This is a genomic window from Streptococcus parasanguinis, assembly GCF_023109675.1.
Taxonomy (GTDB): domain Bacteria; phylum Bacillota; class Bacilli; order Lactobacillales; family Streptococcaceae; genus Streptococcus; species Streptococcus parasanguinis_I.
Genome location: NZ_JALDUR010000003.1, coordinates 78,890 through 102,003, shown reverse-complemented (window position 1 = coordinate 102,003; position 23,114 = coordinate 78,890). Strand labels below are relative to the sequence as shown.

Annotated in this window: 24 protein-coding genes, 1 tRNA gene and 1 other RNA gene; 11 read left to right on the top strand and 15 right to left on the bottom strand. The window is 42.9% G+C overall.

Features of this window, described 5'->3' with window-relative positions; all coding sequences use genetic code 11:
- Positions 1 to 82: 82 nt before the first annotated feature.
- The 5 genes from M1G14_RS03655 to M1G14_RS03635 all read right to left on the bottom strand — a co-directional run bounded on the left by M1G14_RS03655 (position 83) and on the right by M1G14_RS03635 (position 3,937).
- Positions 83 to 1,384: a PTS sugar transporter subunit IIC gene (locus tag M1G14_RS03655; RefSeq protein WP_247926293.1), complete on the bottom strand. Its 1,302-nt coding sequence runs from the start codon at positions 1,382 to 1,384 to the stop codon at positions 83 to 85.
- Positions 1,385 to 1,395: 11 nt separating this feature from the next.
- Entirely contained in the window at positions 1,396 to 1,704 is a 309-nt protein-coding gene (locus M1G14_RS03650; protein WP_013904534.1) for a PTS sugar transporter subunit IIB, read from the bottom strand.
- A 13-nt stretch (positions 1,705 to 1,717) separates the two neighbouring features.
- On the bottom strand, positions 1,718 to 2,041 hold the full coding sequence (locus M1G14_RS03645) for a PTS lactose/cellobiose transporter subunit IIA (protein ID WP_049486455.1): 324 nt from the start codon (positions 2,039 to 2,041) through the stop codon (positions 1,718 to 1,720).
- Between the two features lie 166 nt (positions 2,042 to 2,207).
- Positions 2,208 to 3,179, bottom strand: a complete 972-nt coding sequence (locus M1G14_RS03640) for a sugar-binding transcriptional regulator (protein WP_247926292.1) — start codon at positions 3,177 to 3,179, stop codon at positions 2,208 to 2,210.
- Between the two features lie 14 nt (positions 3,180 to 3,193).
- Positions 3,194 to 3,937 carry a DeoR/GlpR family DNA-binding transcription regulator gene (locus tag M1G14_RS03635; protein ID WP_048717589.1) on the bottom strand — a complete coding sequence of 248 codons (744 nt, stop codon included), beginning with the start codon at positions 3,935 to 3,937 and terminating at the stop codon, positions 3,194 to 3,196.
- A 130-nt stretch (positions 3,938 to 4,067) separates the two neighbouring features.
- Here M1G14_RS03635 and M1G14_RS03630 point away from each other — a divergent pair, with 130 nt between their 5' ends.
- Positions 4,068 to 4,844, top strand: a complete 777-nt coding sequence (locus M1G14_RS03630) for a glycyl-radical enzyme activating protein (RefSeq protein WP_048691616.1) — start codon at positions 4,068 to 4,070, stop codon at positions 4,842 to 4,844.
- 360 nt (positions 4,845 to 5,204) lie between these two features.
- Here the strand turns inward: M1G14_RS03630 and M1G14_RS03625 are convergent, their stop codons facing one another.
- Positions 5,205 to 7,100, bottom strand: a complete 1,896-nt coding sequence (locus M1G14_RS03625) for a M13 family metallopeptidase (RefSeq protein WP_049482786.1) — start codon at positions 7,098 to 7,100, stop codon at positions 5,205 to 5,207.
- A 192-nt stretch (positions 7,101 to 7,292) separates the two neighbouring features.
- Between M1G14_RS03625 and M1G14_RS03620 the strand changes: the two genes are divergently transcribed.
- The 4 genes from M1G14_RS03620 to tpx all read left to right on the top strand — a co-directional run bounded on the left by M1G14_RS03620 (position 7,293) and on the right by tpx (position 10,368).
- Positions 7,293 to 8,015 (top strand): metal ABC transporter ATP-binding protein, encoded by a 723-nt coding sequence (locus tag M1G14_RS03620; protein ID WP_247926291.1) that lies wholly within the window; start codon positions 7,293 to 7,295, stop codon positions 8,013 to 8,015.
- Positions 8,012 to 8,854: a metal ABC transporter permease gene (locus M1G14_RS03615; protein WP_247926290.1), complete on the top strand. Its 843-nt coding sequence runs from the start codon at positions 8,012 to 8,014 to the stop codon at positions 8,852 to 8,854. Before M1G14_RS03620 ends, M1G14_RS03615 begins: the two co-directional genes overlap by 4 nt.
- An 11-nt stretch (positions 8,855 to 8,865) precedes the next feature.
- Positions 8,866 to 9,795: a metal ABC transporter substrate-binding lipoprotein/fibrin-binding adhesin FimA gene (fimA, locus tag M1G14_RS03610; protein ID WP_049515718.1), complete on the top strand. Its 930-nt coding sequence runs from the start codon at positions 8,866 to 8,868 to the stop codon at positions 9,793 to 9,795.
- 78 nt (positions 9,796 to 9,873) lie between these two features.
- The gene (gene tpx / locus M1G14_RS03605) at positions 9,874 to 10,368 is read left to right on the top strand and encodes a thiol peroxidase (RefSeq protein ID WP_021154333.1); all 495 of its coding nucleotides are present in this window, start codon (positions 9,874 to 9,876) and stop codon (positions 10,366 to 10,368) included.
- A 34-nt stretch (positions 10,369 to 10,402) separates the two neighbouring features.
- Here tpx and M1G14_RS03600 read toward each other — a convergent pair whose 3' ends face one another.
- Positions 10,403 to 11,428, bottom strand: coding sequence for a DUF3114 domain-containing protein (locus tag M1G14_RS03600; protein WP_021154332.1), 1,026 nt, complete (start codon positions 11,426 to 11,428; stop codon positions 10,403 to 10,405).
- 124 nt (positions 11,429 to 11,552) lie between these two features.
- On the opposite strand from M1G14_RS03600, the gene M1G14_RS03595 reads away from it, so the two are divergent.
- On the top strand, positions 11,553 to 12,206 hold the full coding sequence (locus M1G14_RS03595) for a metal-dependent transcriptional regulator (RefSeq protein WP_195423872.1): 654 nt from the start codon (positions 11,553 to 11,555) through the stop codon (positions 12,204 to 12,206).
- A gap of 21 nt (positions 12,207 to 12,227) precedes the next feature.
- Here the strand turns inward: M1G14_RS03595 and dtd are convergent, their stop codons facing one another.
- From dtd to M1G14_RS03555, 8 genes are all read right to left on the bottom strand, one after another.
- The gene (dtd, locus tag M1G14_RS03590; RefSeq protein ID WP_049486459.1) at positions 12,228 to 12,671 is read right to left on the bottom strand and encodes a D-aminoacyl-tRNA deacylase; all 444 of its coding nucleotides are present in this window, start codon (positions 12,669 to 12,671) and stop codon (positions 12,228 to 12,230) included.
- A 444-nt stretch (positions 12,672 to 13,115) separates the two neighbouring features.
- Positions 13,116 to 15,335, bottom strand: coding sequence for a RelA/SpoT family protein (locus M1G14_RS03585; protein ID WP_070465231.1), 2,220 nt, complete (start codon positions 15,333 to 15,335; stop codon positions 13,116 to 13,118).
- Positions 15,336 to 15,497: 162 nt separating this feature from the next.
- The gene (locus M1G14_RS03580) at positions 15,498 to 16,241 is read right to left on the bottom strand and encodes a 16S rRNA (uracil(1498)-N(3))-methyltransferase (protein WP_003009896.1); all 744 of its coding nucleotides are present in this window, start codon (positions 16,239 to 16,241) and stop codon (positions 15,498 to 15,500) included.
- Between the two features lies 1 nt (position 16,242).
- Positions 16,243 to 17,193 (bottom strand): 50S ribosomal protein L11 methyltransferase, encoded by a 951-nt coding sequence (prmA, locus tag M1G14_RS03575; RefSeq protein WP_247926316.1) that lies wholly within the window; start codon positions 17,191 to 17,193, stop codon positions 16,243 to 16,245.
- A gap of 137 nt (positions 17,194 to 17,330) precedes the next feature.
- Positions 17,331 to 17,804, bottom strand: coding sequence for a GNAT family N-acetyltransferase (locus M1G14_RS03570; RefSeq protein ID WP_049473930.1), 474 nt, complete (start codon positions 17,802 to 17,804; stop codon positions 17,331 to 17,333).
- Positions 17,801 to 18,235: an NUDIX hydrolase gene (locus tag M1G14_RS03565; protein WP_049473931.1), complete on the bottom strand. Its 435-nt coding sequence runs from the start codon at positions 18,233 to 18,235 to the stop codon at positions 17,801 to 17,803. Before M1G14_RS03565 ends, M1G14_RS03570 begins: the two co-directional genes overlap by 4 nt.
- A 49-nt stretch (positions 18,236 to 18,284) precedes the next feature.
- On the bottom strand, positions 18,285 to 18,827 hold the full coding sequence (locus M1G14_RS03560) for a hypothetical protein (protein WP_049473932.1): 543 nt from the start codon (positions 18,825 to 18,827) through the stop codon (positions 18,285 to 18,287).
- A gap of 55 nt (positions 18,828 to 18,882) precedes the next feature.
- Positions 18,883 to 19,353, bottom strand: a complete 471-nt coding sequence (locus M1G14_RS03555; protein ID WP_003009881.1) for a DUF3013 family protein — start codon at positions 19,351 to 19,353, stop codon at positions 18,883 to 18,885.
- A gap of 114 nt (positions 19,354 to 19,467) precedes the next feature.
- Between M1G14_RS03555 and M1G14_RS03550 the strand changes: the two genes are divergently transcribed.
- The 5 genes from M1G14_RS03550 to M1G14_RS03530 all read left to right on the top strand — a co-directional run bounded on the left by M1G14_RS03550 (position 19,468) and on the right by M1G14_RS03530 (position 22,919).
- Positions 19,468 to 20,739, top strand: coding sequence for a replication-associated recombination protein A (locus tag M1G14_RS03550; protein WP_037608262.1), 1,272 nt, complete (start codon positions 19,468 to 19,470; stop codon positions 20,737 to 20,739).
- A 66-nt stretch (positions 20,740 to 20,805) separates the two neighbouring features.
- Positions 20,806 to 20,998: non-coding RNA, 6S RNA (gene ssrS / locus M1G14_RS03545), on the top strand.
- 5 nt (positions 20,999 to 21,003) lie between these two features.
- Positions 21,004 to 21,076: transfer RNA gene (locus M1G14_RS03540), tRNA-Lys, on the top strand.
- Between the two features lie 96 nt (positions 21,077 to 21,172).
- Positions 21,173 to 21,586, top strand: a complete 414-nt coding sequence (locus tag M1G14_RS03535; protein WP_081103087.1) for a helix-turn-helix domain-containing protein — start codon at positions 21,173 to 21,175, stop codon at positions 21,584 to 21,586.
- 322 nt (positions 21,587 to 21,908) lie between these two features.
- The gene (locus tag M1G14_RS03530) at positions 21,909 to 22,919 is read left to right on the top strand and encodes a YeiH family protein (RefSeq protein ID WP_031576934.1); all 1,011 of its coding nucleotides are present in this window, start codon (positions 21,909 to 21,911) and stop codon (positions 22,917 to 22,919) included.
- The last annotated feature ends 195 nt before the right edge of the window (positions 22,920 to 23,114 follow it).

Below are 23,114 nucleotides of genomic sequence, written 5' to 3'. Positions count from 1 at the left end.
AATTTTACGAATTTCAATGAATTATGGATAATACCTATAAATTCTATTCTAGTCGCACATCTGTGCACTCCTAATAAACGCACTATTTTTCAGCTTGTAATTCGTTGTTATAGGCAAGATTATCTTGGAATTTGAAGAATGGGAAATATACGACAGTCGAGGTTGCAAGAACCAGCACTTGAACGAAAGCACCTTGCCAACCTCCAACCATAAATCCAGAAATAATGGCTGGTGTACTCCAAGGAAGGGTCACACCTGAGAATGGATGCATGAACCCAATAGCAATTGAAGTATAAACAATTATCGCTGCTAAAATTGGAACGATAATAAATGGAAGGAACATCACTGGGTTCATTACAATTGGGAAGCCAAATACGACGGGTTCATTAACATTGAAGATTGCAGGAAAAGCTGCAACTTTCCCAAGTGCCTTATATTGTTTTGACTTAGCAGCAAATAACATAGCAATAACCAAACCAAAGGTTATACCTGATCCAGACAAAATAAGGAAACTATCTAGGAATTGTTGAGTTACAATGTGAGCACCATTTTCAACGGATAGCTTCCCAGCTGCCAACATTGATTTATTGGCATCCAGGTTAGAAAGTAGCAAGGCTGTTACTACACCATTGACAACTGATTGTCCGTGCACACCAAACCACCACAAGAACGAAATAAAGAAGGCAATTCCAATCGCTCCGTAAAGTGATCCTGTTAGACCTTGTAGAGGAACCTGAATGACATCATAGATCATTTCAATGAAAGTACCGCCACTTGTCACTACTTTTGATACGATATAGACAATCATTGATAGTAAGAAAATCACGAAAGCAGGAATCATCGCTTCAAATTGTTTGGCAATGGCTTGAGGTACTTGTTCTGGCATTTTAATAACAATGTGTCTTTGGATAAACACAGTATAAATCGCACCAACTACCAGACCTATAATAATAGCCCCGATAATCCCTTGACCACCAAACCATACTTTTGCAATGGCATCACCAATTGGTTCTCCCTTAGCTGGTACATAAGAAGATTTTAACAAGATAAAGTATGAAGATAGGGACAAAACTCCTGCTGGCAAGGGTTCTACTCCACTGTTTTTAGCATATGAATAACCAATGGAGAAGCATGAAATTAAGCCCATGATGGCGAATGTTCCTGAATAAACCTGCATAAATGGCTCTGTCCACGTATCGCCAAATACACTAGCAATAGCCTGATTAAGGCCTTCAAATGGTAATTGCCCAATAATCAGGAACAAACTACCAACTACCGTTAATGGAAGGATCGCTAACATCCCATCTTTAAGAGCAATAATTCCTTTCAAGTTTACAAACCGCATGATTGGAGCGATAATTTTCTGAGAATTAAAATTAGACATGGGAAGCCTCCTTATTTTTCTCCTAGCAATTCTAGAGCTAGATTTAGTACTTTCTTACCATCCAACATCCCATAATCTGCCATAGGGATGACAGCAATAGGAATATGGTTTGCCTCACAAATCGCTTTTGATTTATCCAAAGTATAAGCTACTTGAGGGCCCAACAAAGCGACATCGATTTCAGGAGCAAAATCTGCTAATTTCGCTTGAGAATAGGCATCGATTTCAGCATCAATCCCTAATTCCTTAGCCGCCACCTTCATATTATTTACCAACATTCCTGTTGAAAATCCTGCTGCACAAAACAATCCAATTTTCATCTTCTTTTCCTCCTTATTGTTTCGCTGAAAGTTCTTTACGTAAGTCAATCATTTCTTTGATCAAGTTAATCTCTGTGATTGAAGTCATTAAGTGATCTTGTGAGTGCACAAACAAAGCTGTAATCTCTGTCTTTGTCCCACCTGCTTCCTGGGCTAAAAATTGTGTTTGCAAGTTATGCGCTTCTAGCAATGCTGCATCTGCTTTCGCAATTTCGTCTTCAGAAGATGTAAAATCGCCCTCCTTAGCATATGATAAAGCTTGGTAAATATGCTGTTTAGCATCACCCGCATTTAAAATCAATCCCATAATAATTTGGTCTGCAACAATTATTTCCATGTGCACTACACTCCTTTATCAATCTACTGAAAGCGCTTTTTCTATTGTCAATATACCATTTATATTTTTGCCGGTCAATAAAAATCGCAACATTTGATTATTGTTTTTGTTTTTTGCACATTTGTGCTATTCGACTCAAAAAAATAAGGACTGCATTCCTGCTGTCCTATTTTTTAGTAAATTGCTGATCACCATCTAATTCTAAGACTTTTAAGATCGTTGCTTCATCTGTGACTAAATGATTGATATAGTTGGCTTTCAAAACCGATAAAAGTGCTTTTGCTTTCTGATCACCGTAGGCTAAAGAGATGGTGTTTGGTACCTCTCTCAATTCCTCCAATGTGATAGATATTGTTCTTTCCTGTAATTCAGGATAAACGGGGATACCTTCTTGATCAAAGAAACGACAGCATACTTCTCCTACAGCATGTTCTGACTCCAATTTCTTAAAATCATTTGATGTCAGCATATCAAACCACTGAGGATTCTTGCTATCTGCATAGCCACCAATCCCTACAGCCGCAACATCCAAACAACGCCAACTAGCTTTCAAATCCTCAAAATACTTAGAAGATAAGATGCCTTCCGTCACCTCAGAATTTTCTTGAATGACACTCGCGTTTATAAAATGACATTCCCCATGAAATTTACTCGCCATACTGTAGATCAGCGTATTGACATGGTAGCGAGCATGAATATGACTGGGACCTCCAGCTAGGGGATAAAACTGTACACCATCCAAGCGCTTCGTTCCAACTTGTTCTACCATTAATCTGAGAGACTTGCCCCATGAAAATCCGACTGTCATTCCATCTTCAATCAAATTACGAAGCATGACCGCACTTGCTTGCGCCAGTCGCTTTTCAAGGCTTTCTCGAGGTTCATCAACTAGATTCGGTATAATCTCGATAGCTTTTAAGCCATATTTTTGTTTGATATAATTTTCTAAACGGAAGAGGCGAGTATCAAAGTTTTCGATTTCAATTTTTACTACGCCCTCTTTCTTGGCCTCTGCTAGCATTCTGCTGACAGTTGTACGGTAGATTCCAGTTTCTGCTGCGATTTGCGATTGACTTTTGTCTTCAACATAGTATAGATAGGCTAATTTAGCAAGTAACTTTTTCCGTTCATCTTTCAATTGGCTTCTCCTTCTTATACTAAAGTTAAAATTGTTTGTGAATCCTCAAGTTTTTCTTTCGCTTCTTGAGATATATTCTTATCTGTTATGACTCTCGAAACTTGTGAAAGTGCAAATCGTCTGACAGTTCCACATTTCCCAAATTTACTTGAATCTGTTAAGACAATCACTTCTTTAGAAACATCGGACATAGCTTGAACAACTTCACTTCTCATCATATCTTTCCCAGTAAAGCCAAGTTCGTCATCATATCCGTCTACCCCTACAAAAGCAAAGGGAACTCTAAACGAGCGGATTAATTCTTTCAAAAGCGGACCTACAGTCACTCTCGATTCTTTTTGAAATTCACCACCAAGTAGGATGATTTTACAAGAATCATATTCCTGAATATAATCTGCAATAAAGTAAGAATTTGTCACAATCTTGACATTCTTTTTTGTTTGGCAAATTTCTTCCGCTAACAAGGCACATGTAGAGCCCGATTCAATCAAAACCGTGTCGTTATCCTTAATTAATTTAGCAGCTTCCCTGGCTATTCTTTTCTTGGTATCATATTGAAAGGACAGTCGAACATTGATATCATCTCCACTATTTAAAACAGCATAGCCGTGTTCTCTATGCAATAATCCTTTGGATTCTAGCTTGTCCAAATCCTTTCGAATGGTCACTTTAGAGACTTGTAATTTCTCAGACAAACTATTAACATCAATCTTTTCAAATTCCGATACTAATTTCAATATTTCATCTAAACGTTGCATTGTTTTTACCTCTTCTCTATTTTAGCAAATTTCCGAGTGAATTCAAAACAAAATAAACTTTCGTTCGTAATTGAATTAGTTTCTTAAATAATGTATAATGGACTTACTAGATTGATAGGAGAGCAAAAATATGGAACAAAATCGCGGCATAATCTTTAATATCCAACACTTTAGTATCCATGATGGCCCTGGAATCCGAACTACTGTATTTTTAAAAGGATGTCCCCTACGTTGTCCATGGTGCTCCAATCCTGAATCCCAGCGTGCAAATCCTGAAAAAATGTTGGATGCTGTTACTAAAAAGGAAACCATCACAGGAGAAGAAAAAACAGTTACCGAGATCATAGATGATGTCTTAAAAGACGTTGACTTCTACGAAGAATCTGGTGGTGGCCTTACCCTGTCTGGTGGAGAAATCTTCGCTCAATTTGAATTTGCCAAAGCTATCTTAAAAGCTGCGAAAGAAGTTGGACTTCATACTGCAATCGAAACGACAGCTTTTGTTGAACATGAGAAATTTGTCGATCTCATTCAGTATGTTGATTTTATTTATACAGACCTTAAACATTACAATACACTTAAACATAAGAAGGTTGTCGGAGTCAACAATCATCTGATTATTAAAAATATTCATTATGCCTTTGCTCAAAACAAAACAATCGTTTTACGTATTCCAGTCATTCCTAATTTCAATGACTCTTTAACTGATGCTGAAGAATTTGCTTCCCTTTTTAATTCTCTCAACATCGATGAAGTACAACTTCTCCCATTTCACCAGTTTGGAGAAAACAAATACAAGCTTTTAGGACGTCGCTATGAAATGGAAGGAATAAAAGCTCTGCATCCAGAAGATTTATATGACTACCAGCAAGTTTTTTTAGATCATGACATTCACTGTTATTTCTAATCCACTCAAAAATCCCCAAAGCTAGTTTCAGTCAGTTGAAACTTGGCTTCGGGGATTTTTAGTTTTTTTACGAGCGATCAAGAAAATCAATAAATTGCTTAACTGAAGTCGATACTACTTCCTTTGATCAACGAAATCAATACTGCAAAATTGAACTCGCCCTAAAAGCGTCGAGAAAAAGAGAGATTGCCTGGTGAGCATGGCCCACATGGTCAAGAAAATCAATCAATTGCTTAACTGAAGTCGAGACTACTTCCTTTGGAAAAAAGATAAATCAATTGGCATTCAGGGAATGCGGCATTGATTTCCTATTTTTCTGCAGGAAGTTTCGGTAAACCGAATCGTCTCTCCTATCTTAGTTTACCAAATAATCACACGATCCTCTGGTGCGCGCCACATGCCGTCGCCTTCTTTGACATCAAAGGTTTCAAAGAATTCGTCAAAGTTTGGTAATTGAACATTGGTACGGAGTTTTCCTGGTGCGTGGACATCGACACTTGCGAGGAGTTGCATATATTCTGTCCGAGCTTTCATGCGCCAGATACGAGCAAAGTTAGTGAAAAATTCTTCTGCTGAGAAATCTTCCTCTTTCTTAGCAGCTTCAAGGGCTGCAGCGATGCCTCCTAGGTCTGCCACGTTTTCAGAAACGGTCAATTTCCCGTTAATCTTGGCACCGTAAGAGTCTTGCCCTTCAAACTGATCGATGACCTTTTGCGTGCGAGCGGTAAAGGCTTCGTAATCTTCTGGCTTCCACCAGTCTTTCAAGCTACCGTGCTCGTCAAAGGAAGCACCATTGGTGTCAAAGGCGTGAGAGATTTCATGGGCAATGACCGCACCGATTCCGCCGTAGTTGGCTGATGACGATTGGTGAAGGTCATAGAAAGGTGCTTGCAAAATCGCTGCTGGGAAGACAATTTGGTTTTGTTGCGGATCATAGTAGGCATTGACCATATTAGCTGGCATGTGCCATTCGCTCCGATCGACTGGTTGGTTCCACTTGCTCCAAGTATGGGCAATGGAAATTTGAGCCAATTTTTGGGCATTTTCTACCAAGTTTTTGCTCTCGTCGATGATCTTTTTGGCGTATGTTTCTGGTAATTTTTCAGGGTAGCCGATATGCGGTGTGATGACATTGAGTTTGACAATGGCTTTTTCGCGGGTTTCAGGAGCGAGCCAGTCTGCTTTTTCAAGACGATCCTTGTAGACCTCAATCATGGTCGCTACTTTGTGCTCTACATCTGCTTTTGCTTCTGGTGAGAACTTTTCGCCCGCATACCAGAGCCCAAGCGCTTGGCTATAAGGTCCTTCTGCCAAAGCCAAAGCTGCCTTTTCTTTCGGACGTGCTTCTGGTGTCCCTGTGATGGTCCGTCCATATTCACCAGACAGGACACGGATTTCTTCGGTCAAGAAGGAAGTCCAAGAAAGAGCTGCGCCGAGTTTCAATTTAGCATGAAGGGTTTCCCAGTTGGCTGCTGAGTAGAATGTTGGTGCGAATTCTTTCCAGAAACGCTCTTCTGGCACGATGATAGTATCTGGCGTTTGTCCGATCACTTCTGTAAAGAAGGTATCGAGTGGCAATTCTGGAACCAAGGCCTTGAAATCTGCCCATTCATAAGGATGGTAGAGTTTGTTGTACTCTGATTTTTCTTCGTTTGACAAGACATATTTGGCCAATTCTGCATCAGCCGCAATGACCTTATCCAGGATGTCTTTGATTTCTTCCTCTGAGAAATCGAATTTTGCCAAGAGTTTTTCAACCATTTGACGCCAAACAGCTAATAACTCTGGTCCTTTTTCATTGTCTTCTTCATAGTAGGTTGTATCAGGCAAAATCAAACCGAGTGCTTCTCCCCACAAGACATTCATTTGGGCATTCATAAAGTCTGGTGACACGCTAAATGGCAAGAGATTTGGTTTGCCAGCTAGCTCATAGGTGCCCAACTTGCTGGTATAGTCTTCAAAGGAAGATAAGGCCTTGATTTCGTTGATCAAGGGCATAGCTGGAGCCACACCAGCTGCTTCCCGTGCATCAAAATCTGCCACCATTTTGTGGTATTTGACAAAGTTTTGCAGAATGCTATCTTCAGGCAATTCTTCTCCTCTTTGCCATTTTCCGGTAATATCCAACATCAAGTTTTCGATATCTTGGATCAAGTCCATAAAACCACCGGTTGACGGTTTGTCATCTGGAATCACAGCTGTCTCAGCCCATGCCCCATTGACGTAATCATAAAAATCATCTTGTAAACGTACCATGATCTTCTCGCTTTCATTCTTTTGTAATAACCTTATCAAAAATAGGAACTTTTTTCAATGATTTCAAGAGATTTAAGTTGAATTATTTTAAAAATTAACTTGACTTAACTTTTTATTCATGTATAATTATTTTAAAAATTAACTTGACTTAATTTTTTTATTCATGTATATTAATGGTAAAGGAGCAAAATCATGATTCAAATTGAACATCTCAGTGTTGCTTACCAGCAAACACTGGCCTTGGAGGATCTTTCCCTCACCATCCAGGGTCCAACCATCCTAGGCATTCTTGGCCCCAATGGGGCTGGAAAATCAACCCTAATCAAGGCCATGCTAGGACTTCTCCCTCATGCGGGAAAGGTCCAGCTCGATCAAAAAGATCTCAGCCAAGTTCTTCAACGGGTGGCCTACGTCGAACAGAAATCCGCTATTGATTTCCACTTTCCCATCACGGTGAGAGAGTGCATCTCACTGGGTCTTTATCCCCACCTTTCTATCTTCAAGAGAAAAAGCAAAGAAGATCTCCAAAAAGTGGAAGATGCGATGAAGCTTGTCAATCTTCTTGATCTAGCGGATCGCCAGATTGGCCAACTTTCAGGAGGGCAATTCCAACGGGTCCTGATCGCCCGCTGCTTGGTCCAAGAAGCAGATGTCATCTTTTTGGATGAGCCCTTCGCAGGGATTGACTCCGTTAGCGAAGACATCATCATGCAGACCCTCCAGACCTTGAAACAAGAAGGCAAGACCATTCTGATCGTCCATCACGACCTCAGCAAGGTCCCAGCTTATTTCGACCAGGTCCTCCTCCTTCATCGCAAACTGATTGCATTTGGGAAAACAGAGGAAACCTTTACCAAGGAAAATTTGCATGCAGCCTATGGGCATGAACTCTTTATAGGAGGTGGCGTCGGATGATTACAGAATTTATCGATGGATTACAGCAATTCCACTTCTTACAGAATGCCCTGATCACAGCCATCGCCATCGGGATTGTCGCTGGAGCCGTTGGATGCTTCATCATTTTGCGAGGCATGTCCCTCATGGGAGACGCTATCTCTCACGCAGTTCTTCCTGGTGTGGCTCTCTCCTTTATCCTAGGCATCAATTTCTTTATCGGCGCCATTGTCTTTGGCCTCCTGGCGTCCGTCCTTATCACCTATATCAAGAGCAACTCCATCATCAAGAGTGACACTGCCATCGGGATTACCTTTTCTTCTTTCCTCGCCTTAGGAGTCATCCTGATTGGAGTCGCTAAAAGTTCCACCGACCTTTTCCACATCCTCTTTGGGAATATCTTGGCCGTCCAAGACCAGGATATGTGGATAACCATCGGTGTCGGTGCTGCGGTCTTGCTGGTGATTGTCCTACTCTTTCGACCCTTACTGCTCACATCTTTTGATCCCATTTTGGCTCAATCCATGGGCGTCCGGGTCAAGGTCTATCACTACCTCCTTATGGTGCTCTTGACCTTGGTTTCTGTCACTGCTATGCAGAGTGTCGGAACCATTCTCATCGTCGCCATGCTTATTACACCCGCTGCGACGGCCTATCTCTATGCCAATAGTCTCTGGTCCATGATGCTCCTTTCATCCGGATTAGGTGCTCTTGCATCCATCCTGGGACTCTTTATTGGCTATAGCTTAAACATCGCCGTCGGGTCTTGTATTGTCCTCACTTCTGCTGTCTTCTTTCTCATCAGCTTCTTTATCGCTCCTAAGCAGAGAAAGAATAAGCACGCTCTTTCATCTCATTAAAGGAGAAACACATGAAAAAAACCGCTTCTATCCTCGCCCTCTTTGTGGCGCTCTTATTTGGTCTGTTGGCCTGTAGCAAAGGCTCTTCTTCTGGAGCTTCTGGTAAATTGAAAGTGGTCACCACCAATTCAATCCTTGCAGATATAACTAAAAATATTGCTGAGGATAAGATCGATCTGCACAGTATCGTTCCTGTCGGCAAAGATCCTCACGAATACGAACCGCTTCCAGAAGATGTCAAAAAGACTTCGCAAGCAGACCTCATCTTCTACAACGGGATCAACCTCGAAACCGGTGGCAATGCTTGGTTTACTAAATTGGTCAAAAATGCCAATAAAGTTGAAAACAAAGACTATTTCGCAGCTAGCGACGGAGTCGACGTCATCTACTTGGAAGGCCAAAACCAAGCTGGAAAAGAAGACCCTCACGCTTGGCTCAATCTCGAAAACGGGATACTCTACGCTAAAAACATTGCCAAACAATTGATCGCAAAAGATCCCAAAAACAAGGACTTCTACGAAAAAAATCTAGCTGCTTATACTGAAAAACTCAGCAAGCTCGACCAAGAAGCCAAACAAAAATTCAACAATATCCCAGAAGATAAGAAGATGATTGTAACCAGCGAAGGCTGCTTCAAATACTTCTCCAAAGCCTACGGCGTCCCATCTGCCTATATCTGGGAAATCAATACGGAAGAAGAAGGCACACCTGACCAAATCAAAACGCTGGTAGAAAAGCTCCGGCAAACCAAGGTACCGGCCCTCTTTGTCGAATCCAGTGTCGATGAACGCCCTATGAAAACTGTCTCTAAGGATACCAATATCCCGATCTATGCAAAGATCTTCACTGATTCTATTGCCAAAGAAGGAGAAAAGGGCGATAGCTACTACAGCATGATGAAGTGGAACTTAGACAAGATCGCAGAAGGATTGAGTCAGTAGACCATTCAGATTTCTAAACAAATCAGTAGCTCTTCCCCCTTCATTGATGTACAATGAAAAGAAAAAAGGAGTCTTTTTATGGCAACATTTTTAGGAAACCCTGTGACCTTTACCGGATCTCAACTTCAAGTAGGGGAAATGGCCCATGATTTTTCATTGATCACTCCAGCTCTTGAGAAGAAATCTTTAGCTGATTTTGCTGGCAAGAAAAAAGTCCTCAGCATTATCCCATCCATCGACACAGGTATCTGTTCGATGCAAACACGTCACTTCAATCAAACCTTATCGGATATGGAAGACACTGTCGTCTTGACGGTCTCTGTCGACCTTCCTTTTGCTCAAGGTAAATGGTGCGCTGCTGAAGGGCTCGACAATGCCATCATGCTCTCAGACTACTACGACCATTCCTTCGGGGAAGCATACGGCCTCTTGATCAATGAATGGCACCTACTCGCACGCGCTGTCTTGGTCTTAGATGCGGATAACAAGGTTACTTACGTTGAATACCTAGACAATATCAACAGCGAACCAAATTACGACGCTGCAATCGAAGCCGTCAATGCGCTTGGATAAATGAAAAAAGAGGTCTGCGACCTCTTTTCCATTGCTATAAAATCCGATGAAGTCCATTCTGTAGGAGGACGCGCCAGCGTAAGCGAGGGATGCCTCTGAGGAAACTCCGCACGCGCTGTGCCACTTGTTGCTTGTAGCTCTTGCCTCCTTGTGCAAAGACTCCTTTTCGACTCCAGTAGCCTTCGACACTGCGATCATTTTTAGGGGCTAGATAGCGAACACCTTGACGATAAAGGACCTGCTTCCGAAAGGCTGGATCCCAAGCTTTGACGGGGTCAATATCTAAGTCCTTATGGATCCGTCCCCTAGCCAGCCCGTAGTTAAAACTAGCCCCATTGACAATGCCATTTTCATAAACTTCTACTGGATCGACTTCATTGAGAAAATGCCCGGCTTGATCGAGAATATACTCCGTATGGAAATTTAACAAGACCTTGAAATTGACTTGTTGGGAGGCCCCTGATGGATAATGAAGGTGACCATCTGGCCCTAGGGAGACCTTATTGTGAAGGCGGGCAGCCGCATAAGCATCCACCGTGACCGCTCTAGCCTTTTGTATGTAAGCTTGTAAGGCCTCCTCGTCAGTCTGTCCAGCTCTGGCCTCATGCGTCCGAATCCACTGGGCTTGGTAACTTGAAAGTAGGTAGCGCAACTGGTGAACCTGGCGTTTCAAGAGCTGATCTCCTGACTGATCTGCTAAGGGATCCTTTTCAAAGGCCACCTGCACGACGCGTGAAAAAGCCTTCCAAAAGTCGGAACCTGGCGGACAATCTGGAGACATCCTACTCAGAAGAAAGGCTGTTTCTTCACAAGTTCCGGACAGGTCACTTGGCATAAGAAGAATTTTCATGACTCCCCTCAGCAAGTCTTGGGCAGCCGTTTCCGTTAGATCTTTGATCTCTTGAAACCACATATTTTGAAACAGAGGACTGGCAAAGAAAAAGACAGACTGGTATTGTTCTTGGTAGGCTTGTACATCTTTGTATTCCTGCAAGTATTTCTCTAAATAGGCTAAACTATTCTCCCTCCACCCTAGTCTCGCCAAGTCCTGTCTGTTCATAATGCCGTCCTTTCTATGCTACTATACTACCATCTTTTGGAGCTTGAGACAATTCTCATTACTCCACTAGCGTTTTTGAGGATTTTTTTGATATACTAGAAGTGAGCGAAGAAAAGAGGAAAGCATGACACCAAACAAAGAAGATTACCTCAAGTGCATTTACGAAATTGGCACAGAAGTAGAAAAAATCAGTAATAAAGAAATTGCCAGTCGCATGCAGGTCTCTCCACCCGCTGTGACCGAGATGATTAAGCGCATGATCTCTGAGGGTCTCTTGGTGAAAGACAAGACCCATGGGTATTTGCTAACAGATCTAGGCTCGCAATTGGTCTCTGATCTCTACCGCAAGCACCGCTTAATCGAAGTATTCCTTCTGAAGAACCTTGACTATACCACCGAGGAAGTCCACGAAGAGGCAGAAGTCCTCGAACATACCGTTTCTGAACATTTCATTGACCAGCTGGATCACATGCTTGGAACTCCTAAGACCTGCCCTCACGGTGGGACAATTCCAAAGAAAGGCGAAAGACTTGTCGAAGCCTACCAAGACCGTCTCAGCGAAGCGACCCAACCTGGTCTGTATATTCTGCAAAGGGTCCATGACACCTATGAATTGTTAAAATTCTTAGACCAGATCCATCTCCAGATTGGGGATACTATCGCATTTCAACGATATGATGACTACACAGGCCTCTATCACTTAGTCATCCATGGACAAGAAATTTCTATCAACCAAGTGATCGCCCAACAACTCTATATTGAAAAACATGCAGTCTAATCCGACTGCATGTTTTCTTACTTATGGATTTTTTGTATCTAACAAAATCGTCACTGGACCATCATTGATCAATTCAATCGCCATATCGGCCCCAAAGATCCCTCGTTTGACAGGGACTTCTTTTTCTAATTGATCATTAAAGGCATCATATAACTGACTGGCCATATCTGGCTTGGCAGCCCCTGTAAAAGCAGGACGGTTGCCTTTTTTGGTATCCGCAAAGAGGGTAAATTGAGAGATCGATAAGATTTCCCCTTGGATATCTTTGACCGAAAGATTCATCTTATCTTCCTCATCTGAGAAAATCCGCATCTGCGATACCTTGCGGACCGCATAATCCAAATCCTTCTGGTCATCCTCAGGCCCCACTCCCACTAGGAGCAACAAGCCTTGCTGGATCGCATTGTAGACTTGACCATCAATGGAAACTGAGGCACTCTTAACCCGTTGAATCACTAATTTCATTTTATTATCCTATTTTATAAATCTATCGAGCATTCACTGCTAACCTTGAAAGAACGTCAACCACAGACGACGAGCTAACCAAGCAATAAAAGAGTTCTGAACATATCCTAGCTTCTTCAAAGAAAATCGACATCAAACAAGGCAGTGAGACGCAGGTATATTATCTAAAAATCAAAGGCTGTTCAGTTGCTTTTAGTGCGAGGCAGCGAGACGAAGACAGTACTGAAGTACGGCAAGGCGAGCTAACGAAGCAATAAAAGAGTTCTGAGCACATCCTAGCTTCTTCAAAGAAAATCGACATCAGACAAGGCAGTGAGACGCAGGCATACTATCTGAAAAGTAAAGGCTGTTCAGTTGCTTTTAGTGCGAGGCAGCGAGACAAAGACAGTACTTAAGTACGGCGAGGCGAGCTAACGAAGCAATAAAAGATAACTGAGCAGCCGATTAGCCGTTGGTACGCTTAACAGAGTACACCTCCGGCACACTCTTAATCTTATCCACAACTGTTGTCAACATAGACAAGTTTGGAATCCCAAAGGAAATGTGTATATTGGCAAATTTCATATCTTTGGTTGGTTGGGCATTAACAGTTGAGATCATCTTAGCTGTATTGGAGAGGACTTGGAGCACGTCGTTCAGAAGGCCTGCACGGTTGAGCCCGTAAATATCGATGTGAGCGATATAGTCCTTGGTCGTGTTGTTATCTTCCCACTCCACATCAATCAAGCGTTGCTCGTAGTTGTCTTGGGCACGTAGGTTCATACAGTCTCGACGATGAATCGCAACACCGCGCCCTTTGGTAATGTAGCCGACGATTTCATCACCTGGAACTGGGTTACAGCACTTTGCAATCCGAATCAAGAGCCCAGAAGCACCTTGGATGACCACGCCACCTTCGTGACGGACCTTGAGGGTGTCTTTTTTATTTTCAACCTTGACCTCGCCACCTTTGACTAGCTCTTCTGCTTCTGCGCGTGCCTTAGCCCGCTCTTCTTCTCGGCGTTCATCCTCCGTCAAGCGGTTAAAGATGGTAATAGCCCCAATCTCTCCAAAACCAATCGCCGCAAACAAGGCTTCTTCTGTCTTATAGCTTGATTTTTGTAGCACTTTGTCCATGTGCTTTTTGTCCATGAACTTATTGGCTACCAAGTCATGCTCGTGGAATTGGGCCATCAAGAGGTCACGGCCACGGTTAATAGACAATTCCTTATCTTGATTTTTAAAGAATTGACGGATCTTGTTGCGTGCCTTGCTAGTTTTAACAAGGGTCAACCAGTCACGACTCGGACCAAAGGAATTGGCATTGGTGATAATCTCCACCTGATCTCCCGTCCGAAGTTTGGTATTGAGGGGCACCATCCGGCCATTGACCTTAGCACCAATCGCTTTTTCCCCAACTTTGGTGTGGATTTCATAGGCAAAATCGATCGGTCCGGAATCTTTGGGAAGCGAGCGCACAGTTCCATCTGGAGTGAAGACGTAAATCTCTTCTGCCAGGATGTCTTCTTTTACATTTTCCACGAATTCCTTAGCATCGCCTGACTGGTCTTGGAGTTCCATCATCTCCTTGATCCAGTTCATCCCAATAGCAGATTCCTTACTGTTGACTTGACCTTTGATGCCTTTTTTGTAAGCCCAGTGAGCCGCAACCCCGTACTCAGCGACTTCATGCATTTCCTTGGTTCGGATCTGGAATTCAATCGGTCCTTTAGGGCCGTAGACAGTCGTATGGATGGACTGGTAGCCATTGGCCTTCCGGTTGGCAATATAGTCCTTAAAACGCCCCGGCATCGGCTTCCAGAGCTCATGGATGTAACCCAGCATGGCATAGACATCGCTTGGGGTATCCAGGATACAGCGGATAGCAATCAAGTCATAGATTTCATCAAAGCGTTTCTTCTTATCCTGCATTTTGCGATAGATCGAATAGATATGCTTTGGTCGACCATAAATTTTTCCATGCAGATGGCGTTCCCCAGCATAGGTCTCAATCTTGTGGACAACCTCTTCCACCAACTCTTCTCGCTCGCGACGTTTTTCCTTCATCATATGGGAAATCTTGTAGAATTCGACTTCATTCAGATAACGGAAGGACAAATCCTCAAGTTCCCATTTGACGCTGGAAATCCCGAGACGGTGGGCGAGTGGTGCATAGATCTCCATGGTCTCACGCGAAATGCGCTCTTGCTTATCCTTGCGCAAATGCTTGAGGGTACGCATATTATGCAAGCGGTCTGCCAATTTGACCAAAATGACACGGATATCTTGAGACATGGCCATGAGCATCTTGCGATGGTTTTCCGCCAACTGCTCTTCATGGGACTTGTACTTGACCTTCCCGAGCTTGGTCACCCCATCGACAATCACGCGCACATCATGACCAAATTCGCGCTCTAAATCATCTAAAGTCGCATCCGTATCTTCTACGACATCATGCAAAAAGCCACAGGCGACCGTCACAGCATCCAGTTTCAGCTTGGCAAGGATTCCTGCTACTTGAATTGGGTGGATGATATAAGGCTCGCCAGACTGACGGAATTGCCCATTATGGCAATCAACCGCATAGACCAAAGCCTTTTGCACAAAAGCAACATCTTCAGGTGATAAATATTTTTTTGTAAGGGCAACGACTTGGTCCCCTGTTAAATTCTCTTCTTTCGGCATGTATTTTCTCCAGTTTCTTGGATACTATTTTAACACTTTTAGAAGCAGATGGGAACCAATGAAGCTACTTTAATATACGGATACTTCTCGAAGATCATTCTGGGATCCACCTTGCTTTCATCATTCTTGTAAAAAAACTAACGAAGCGATTCCTTCACTTCGTTAGTTCATTAATTCTGTGACAACACTCACGGCGCTGAGAGCGTAGAGTGGAGCTGTTTCTGCTCGAAGTATGCGAGGCCCAAGTCCTGCAAGGACTGCTCCTTTAGCTGTAAAACTTTTAATTTCTGCAGGGGATAAACCGCCCTCTGGTCCAAAGATAAAGAGTAGTTTACATCCAGCTTCTAAGCCTGTCAGCGACTGAATCAGAGCGGCCGCCTCGCCTTCTTTAGCTGACTCTTCATAGGCCACCACGATCCGGTCAAACTGGTCGAACTGAGCCAGAAAGTCTGCCTTTTTCTCAAAAAGGGTAATGCTTGGGACCAGATTTCGCTTGCTTTGCTCGGCTGCTCCGAGGGCGATTTTTTCTAGTTTCTCGACCTTTTTACCCAATTTCTTGCCGTCCCACTTAGCAACGGACCAGTCTGCAGGGAAGGCCCAGATTTGGCTGGCACCGAGTTCCGTTACTTTCTGAGTGATGAACTCGAGCTTGTCTCCCTTGGGAAAGCCTGATGCGATGGTCACTTGGACTGGCAGTTCCACATTGTCAGCTAATTCCTCGATTAGCTCCAACTTACGGGCTTCTACATTTACCACGCGCGCCAAACGCTTGATCCCATCATCAAAGACCAAAGTCACCTCATCATCTTCTTTTAAGCGCATGACCTGAAACATGTGCTTGCTGGTCTCCTTGTCCTCTATGGTGACAGGTGAGCTAGCCAAACCTTTTACAAAATACTGCTGCATGCTAGCCTCCAATCACACCGGAGATATCCTTGGTCTTCTTGAAGACGCAGGCATTCCATTCCCCTTGGATCATGTGGGTTTCAAGGAAAAATCCAGCTGACTCAGCCGACTCACGTACCATGTCCCATTTGTCCTTGATAATTCCACTCATGATCAGGTAACCTTCGTCCTTGACCAAACGATAAGCATCATCTGTCAGATGGATAAGAATATCCGCCAAGATGTTGGCCACGATGACATCTGCCTCAATCTCCACGCCCTTGAGCAAATCACCTGGAGCTACATGGATGTTTTCCATGCCAGAATTGAGCTCAATATTTTCCTGAGCGACACGAACCGCCACATCATCCAGGTCATAGGCGAAGATTTCCTTGGCACCTAGAAGTGAGCTGGCGATAGAAAGGACACCTGAACCAGTCCCCACATCTAGCACTGTTTCGCCACCGCGAAGAACCTGCTCCAAGGCAAAGAGGCTCATCTTGGTTGTCGGGTGGGTTCCTGTTCCAAAGGCCATACCAGGATCCAGCTTGATAATCTTTTCTCCCGCTGTTGCCTCATAGTCTGTCCATGACGGCACGATGGTCAAGTCATGAGTGATACGAGCTGGTTCATAGTATTTCTTCCAGTTGTCTGCCCAGTCTTCCTCAGCCAAGGCAGTCGTCCCCATCTTGACCTCTCCTAGATCCATAAAGTCGGTCAATTCTGCCAAGCGAGCCTGCAAGTCCGCTTCAACCGCTGCTACATCAACCGTTTCCGGGTAGTAGGCCGTCACCACGATTTCTTCTTGCTGCTCGACATCAGGAAAAATCTCACCAAAGCGGTCGACATTTCCCACATAATCCATGCTGTCTTCGATTGCTACCCCTTGGGCGCCTAACTCAATCAAGAGGTTGGAGACTAGTTCCTCACCCTCACGCTTCACTGTAACTTTTAACTCTTGCCATGTTTCCATCATTAAGATACCAAGCCCGTAAAACACAAAGCCAAAATAGGAAACTCTCTGAAGACACTTGTGTCTATGAGAATTTTATCTTTTTGGTATAGTGTTTAGGGCGGGTTCAGTTTAGAAATTTAACCGAACCGTCCTTTCTATTTCTCTATCAATTTTTTCATGTAGACCATATCCATGCCTTCTTTTTCAGGCTCGATATGGGTTTGATGGTAGCCATTCTTCTCGTAGAAGGCGACCATGCCTGCATCTTGTAACACCGTACACAAATCCCATTGTGTGATGGTTGGAAATTCTTTTTCCAGCAAGCTCAAACCTTTAGATCCATACCCTTTTCCCTGATACGGAGGCAGAATCGCTGCGGTCCCCAACCAAGCTTCCGTTAACTCTTCATTGGTATGAATTCGTAAAAAACCAATCTTCTCTTCGTCTTCTTTCACAAAGTAGTAATAGCTATTGGGCCGCTCAACTAATTTCCATTTGATTCGCTCGCGATCTTCTAGATAGGGATCATATTCATCTTGGTATTTGTCATAGACTGCTTTAAAACTGGCTCTTTGAATGGCAATAATGGTTTCTAAATCCTCTGCTCCTGCTCGTTCAAGTCTTATCATAAACTTCCCTCCAAATAATCCCTCAATCTACCCTGTAGCTGAGGAACTGCCTGTTTAGACTTCAAAAACTCCTCAATAGGCATCAGTTTATAGGCCTGTCCTTCATCCCCAAAGGTAATATTGTCAAATTGTTCTTGCCTTAGCTGACCAACCATAAAGACCGATTGCTTGTCTTTAAAGATTACGCTAGGATAAATCTTGCTCCAAAGCAGACAGTCTTCATCTAAATGAATTCCCAGTTCCTCATAAACTTCACGCGCTGCGCACTCGAAAGGACTTTCGTTTCCTTCACGACCACCACCTGGCAACTCCCACATGTTGGGACAAGGGATATCATCCTTGTCATCACGTAAGATAGTCAAGACCTTATCCCCACAAATCAAGGCAATCTTGCAACCTTGGAAATCCATTCTGCTATCCAATAATTCCATGATATTTACTCTTTTCTATGATAACAATTACTCTCTAGGAAAATACGAGCTAGCTTTCTTCGATTACTTTTTGGCACTCTGCATCCCAGTATGCTTGCCATCTGCCATGTTTTTTCGCAAAATAAACCGTAAACTCATCGTTTACATAATCTGCAACATAGCGAAGATTTGGCGGGTTTTCCTCACCGCTTAATATCCAAGGATGGAAGTAAAAGGTTTTCTCCCACCTCTTCTGAGTATAGCCGAGATCCTTGGCATACTGAGGGATGGGTTGTTGCATCTCACTTTCCAAATGGGACTGAATAGCATTGTCAATACTATTTAAACGAGCTAATAGTTGCTTAAACTGGTCTTCCTCTTCCGTATTAAAACCAACTAGAAATTCAAATTCCGCAAAGTCTTCAGGAAATTCAAGTTCTGTGACTGTACCATCTTCTGCATAGCGCCCCTCCTCATCGACAAGGCGACGAGTTCCAGACTTCAATATTCGCTCGAAATCTAGATCCGCAAAGCGATTGCGGGGAAGAATATCAACTGACGGCTCAGTTTTAGCTGACCTTCTCCTGAAAAACTGTTTGACTTTTTCTAGCATAGTCTCCCCCTTCTCCTTGAATTCATTATTTAAAAATGTCCACTTAGAATCTTTTCTAATACCTCGGGTAAGGGTAAAAAGTACTTTCTTCTAGGCCAACCTTGCCTTCTTCAAAAACTTCTTGGTTCCAGACGATCTCAAAGCTCTCTGCTTCTTCGTCTGCTAAGAAATCCATGAGCTCATCCAAGGCCAACTCAGCTGTATCTCGGAGGAAAGTCGCAAAATAGGCTAGAAACTCACGAGACAAGCCTTTTTTAGGCTCATAAGGAATCGCCGTTAAATAGGCATCTTCTTCCACATGAGACTTGGCTGGATTGTAGAAGAGCACGGCTTCTTCAAAGAAAATATCCTCATCAGACTCTTCACCGGCTTCATCAACCAGTGCAACCCCGCCTGTGTTTTGCGCTTCCAAGAGAAAAGCCACTTCTACCGCATGGTTTTTCTTATCCCAATTGATCTCAAAATCAAAGGGAAAAACCTTGTCCATCTCCTCTTCTAAAACATCCAAAAATCCGTATTTAGACATAGCGTCCTCTTTCTAATTTCCCACTCTTAGAGCGGAATATGATACAATAGTTACTACAATCTTACCATAAAAACCGTCTCTTTGAAAGGAGACAAAGCTAGAAAGGAGAAGGAAATGCCCGACAATCTCGCACTCCGTATGCGACCACGAACGATCGATCAAGTCATCGGTCAACAGCACCTGGTTGGAGAAGGCAAAATCATTCGTCGCATGGTCGAGGCCAATCGTCTGTCCTCTATGATTCTCTATGGACCTCCGGGGATCGGAAAGACCAGTATTGCTTCTGCGATCGCAGGAACGACCAAGTATGCTTTTCGGACCTTTAATGCAACAGTTGACAGTAAAAAACGCCTACAAGAAATCGCAGAGGAGGCCAAATTTTCTGGTGGCTTGGTCCTGCTCTTGGACGAGATCCATCGCCTCGATAAAACTAAACAAGATTTTCTCCTGCCTTTGCTCGAAAGTGGTCTGGTCATCATGATCGGTGCAACGACTGAAAATCCCTTTTTCTCTGTCACACCCGCTATTCGTAGCCGCGTACAAATCTTTGAGCTGGAACCGTTGACGACGGAGGAGGTCAAGCAAGCTCTAAAAACGGCGCTGGACGATCCCGACCGTGGCTTTGATTTTCCAGTCGTGCTCGATGAGGACGCTTTGGATTTCATCGCTACCTCAACCAATGGAGATCTTCGCTCTGCCTTTAATTCTCTCGATCTGGCGGTGCTGTCGACCTCTGAAAATGCAGAAGGAATTCGCCATATTACGCTAGAGATCATGGAAAACAGTCTCCAGCGCAGCTACATCACCATGGACAAAGATGGAGACGGCCACTACGACGTGCTCTCTGCTCTGCAAAAATCTATCCGTGGTTCGGATGTCGATGCTAGTCTCCACTATGCAGCTCGTTTGATCGAAGCCGGAGATCTACCCAGCCTAGCTCGTCGCTTGACTGTCATCGCTTATGAGGATATCGGTCTGGCCAATCCAGATGCGCAGATTCATACCGTGACAGCGTTACAAGCAGCTGAGCGCATCGGCTTTCCTGAGGCCCGCATTCTCATCGCCAACATCGTCATCGATCTAGCCCTTTCGCCGAAATCCAACTCAGCCTACGTTGCCATGGACAAGGCGCTGGCTGATCTTAGAAGTTCTGGCAACCTTCCTATTCCTCGCCACCTCCGCGATGGTCATTATGCTGGAAGCAAGGAACTGGGAAATGCGCAAAACTATAAATACCCTCACAACTACCCTGGCAACTGGGTCAATCAGGACTACTTGCCAGACAAGCTCAAACACGCTTCCTACTTTATTCCCAATGAAAATGGCAAGTACGAGCGTGCTCTCGGAGCCACCAAGGAGAAGATTGATCAATTTAAGAAAAAGTGACATCGGTTTCAAAAAATTGAGATTTTTCCTTGAAATATTTTCAAAATGTGGTATCATATACATATAGAAACGCTGTGGTGTACGACTTCACACTTAAGTGTTGACCGACTATTTTTTGTATTATTAGGGAAACAAAAGACTTCTGGCAGTATGCAGGCCGTTTCACGCGGAAGCAGCTAAGTCAGAGCGAGTTGCCCACCTGCTTAATTGCGCGGGTTCAATACAAATCGTGAAGTATCGGCACCAATACAGCTTTTTATATTTGCCTTCTTAGCTCAGTTGGTAGAGCAGTAGACTCTTAATCTATGGGTCACAGGTTCGAGCCCTGTAGGGGGCATCTACATACAACAGGAAAAAGCCTTGATTTACAAGGCTTTTTTGTTTGTCTATAACTGATTTGCCCCATCATTTGCCCCACATTTTTTTATGAGCAATCTTTCCAGACATCTCTGACTACGAAAAACAAAAAAGCTATCCTACCTTTGCAAATTTAGATAAGATAGCAGAATATTTTAATGCAACTCCAACTCAACTTTTTGGAACAAGTAAGGAGATTGAATTAGAAAAGAGTGTTCTTGAATCGAATGAATACTCTGATAAAGTAAGTGAGATCTTAAAGGCTGTCAAATACATCGAACATTTTCTAGAAACTGATGGACAGTACTTAGAGGATTTACTTTACCTAACAAGAGGCAACCAACTATACACAGAAGATGGAGATGAGTTGTATATTGATCCAACTTCTCAGAAAAGAACATTTCATAACCAATATGAACCTGGTTTTATTGTAGCAAGAGATAAATCCCCACTAGAACTCTTAATTGAAAATAAGGACCTATTAGATTAAAAAAGCGAGGATATGTACTGATCCCAAAAGTTAGACAGAAAAAAATCTAACTTTTGGGATCAGTACATTTTCAACTCTCTTATTTATTTTCTTATCTCACATAATTACTTCACATGTCCAGGCTCATCAAATTCATTTTTTTCAATAACATATGCCACATTTGCATCCTTATTGATCAAAGAACATATATCTATTATATTACAAAAAGCTCTCTGACCGCAAAATTCCGTTAATTTACTACCTTATTCCTACTTTCTATTTTCTATTTTACTTTTCTGATAAATAAGATTATAATAAGGGGTATTTATTTTCGGAGGTTTTTATGTCATTTCTATCAAAAAATTGGGCAGGACTGTTAGCCTGTCTGATCATTTCTATCATCTCTTGGGTTTTAGGAGGCTTTCTGCCTGTTGTGGGAGCACCTGTTTTCGCCATTTTTATCGGAATGATTCTCTACCCCTTTCTCACTCCCTATAAACAACTGGATGCTGGTTTGACTTATAGCTCCAAAAAATTGCTTCAGTATGCTGTTATCTTACTTGGTTTTGGACTCAATATCTCTCAAGTTTTCGCAGTTGGAAAATCTTCCCTTCCTGTCATCCTTTCGACTATTTCTATCGCTTTAATTATTGCTTTCTTTTTCCAACGATTTTTTAACATGGATACAAAGCTAGCTACCTTGATTGGGGTAGGCTCTTCTATCTGTGGCGGTTCTGCCATTGCAGCGACTGCTCCTGTTATTCACGCCAAGGAAAAAGAAGTAGCCCAAGCCATTTCTGTTATCTTTTTCTTCAATGTCTTGGCAGCTCTTATCTTTCCAACTCTAGGTTCTTGGCTCCATCTCTCCAACGAAGGTTTTGCTCTCTTTGCGGGTACTGCGGTCAACGATACTTCCTCTGTAACAGCCACAGCTAGCGCCTGGGATAGTCTGTATCATACCAATACTCTAGAATCTGCAACCATTGTCAAACTGACTCGTACCTTAGCTATTATCCCTATTACTCTCTTCCTTTCCTATTGGCAAAGCCGTCAACAAGACAACAACCAAGGAGTAAAGCTTAAAAAAATCTTCCCCGTTTTCATTCTCTACTTCATCCTAGCTTCTCTGCTAACTACCGTCCTTACTTCTTTTGGTGTTAGCAATAGCTTCTTTTCACCTCTCAAACAGCTCTCCAAATTCCTCATCATCATGGCTATGAGTGCTATTGGTCTCAAAACTAACCTCGTTGCTATGATCAAATCCAGTGGAAAATCCATTCTTCTTGGAGCCCTTTGCTGGATTGCTATCATCCTGACTAGTCTTGGCATGCAATTACTCATCGGTATTTTCTAAGAAAAAAGGGAGCCTAAAGGCTACCTCAGAACGTAGACAGACGTCATTTTTGGCGTTTGTCTTTTTGTATGTTCAAAGATATTTTGTCTTATCATCTACTATTCCATCCAAAAATCTGATTTAAAGCAAAATAAAAAGGGATATTCCCTATCCATTTCGATAATTTTTTCATTAATTTGTTTTTCCATTTTATCC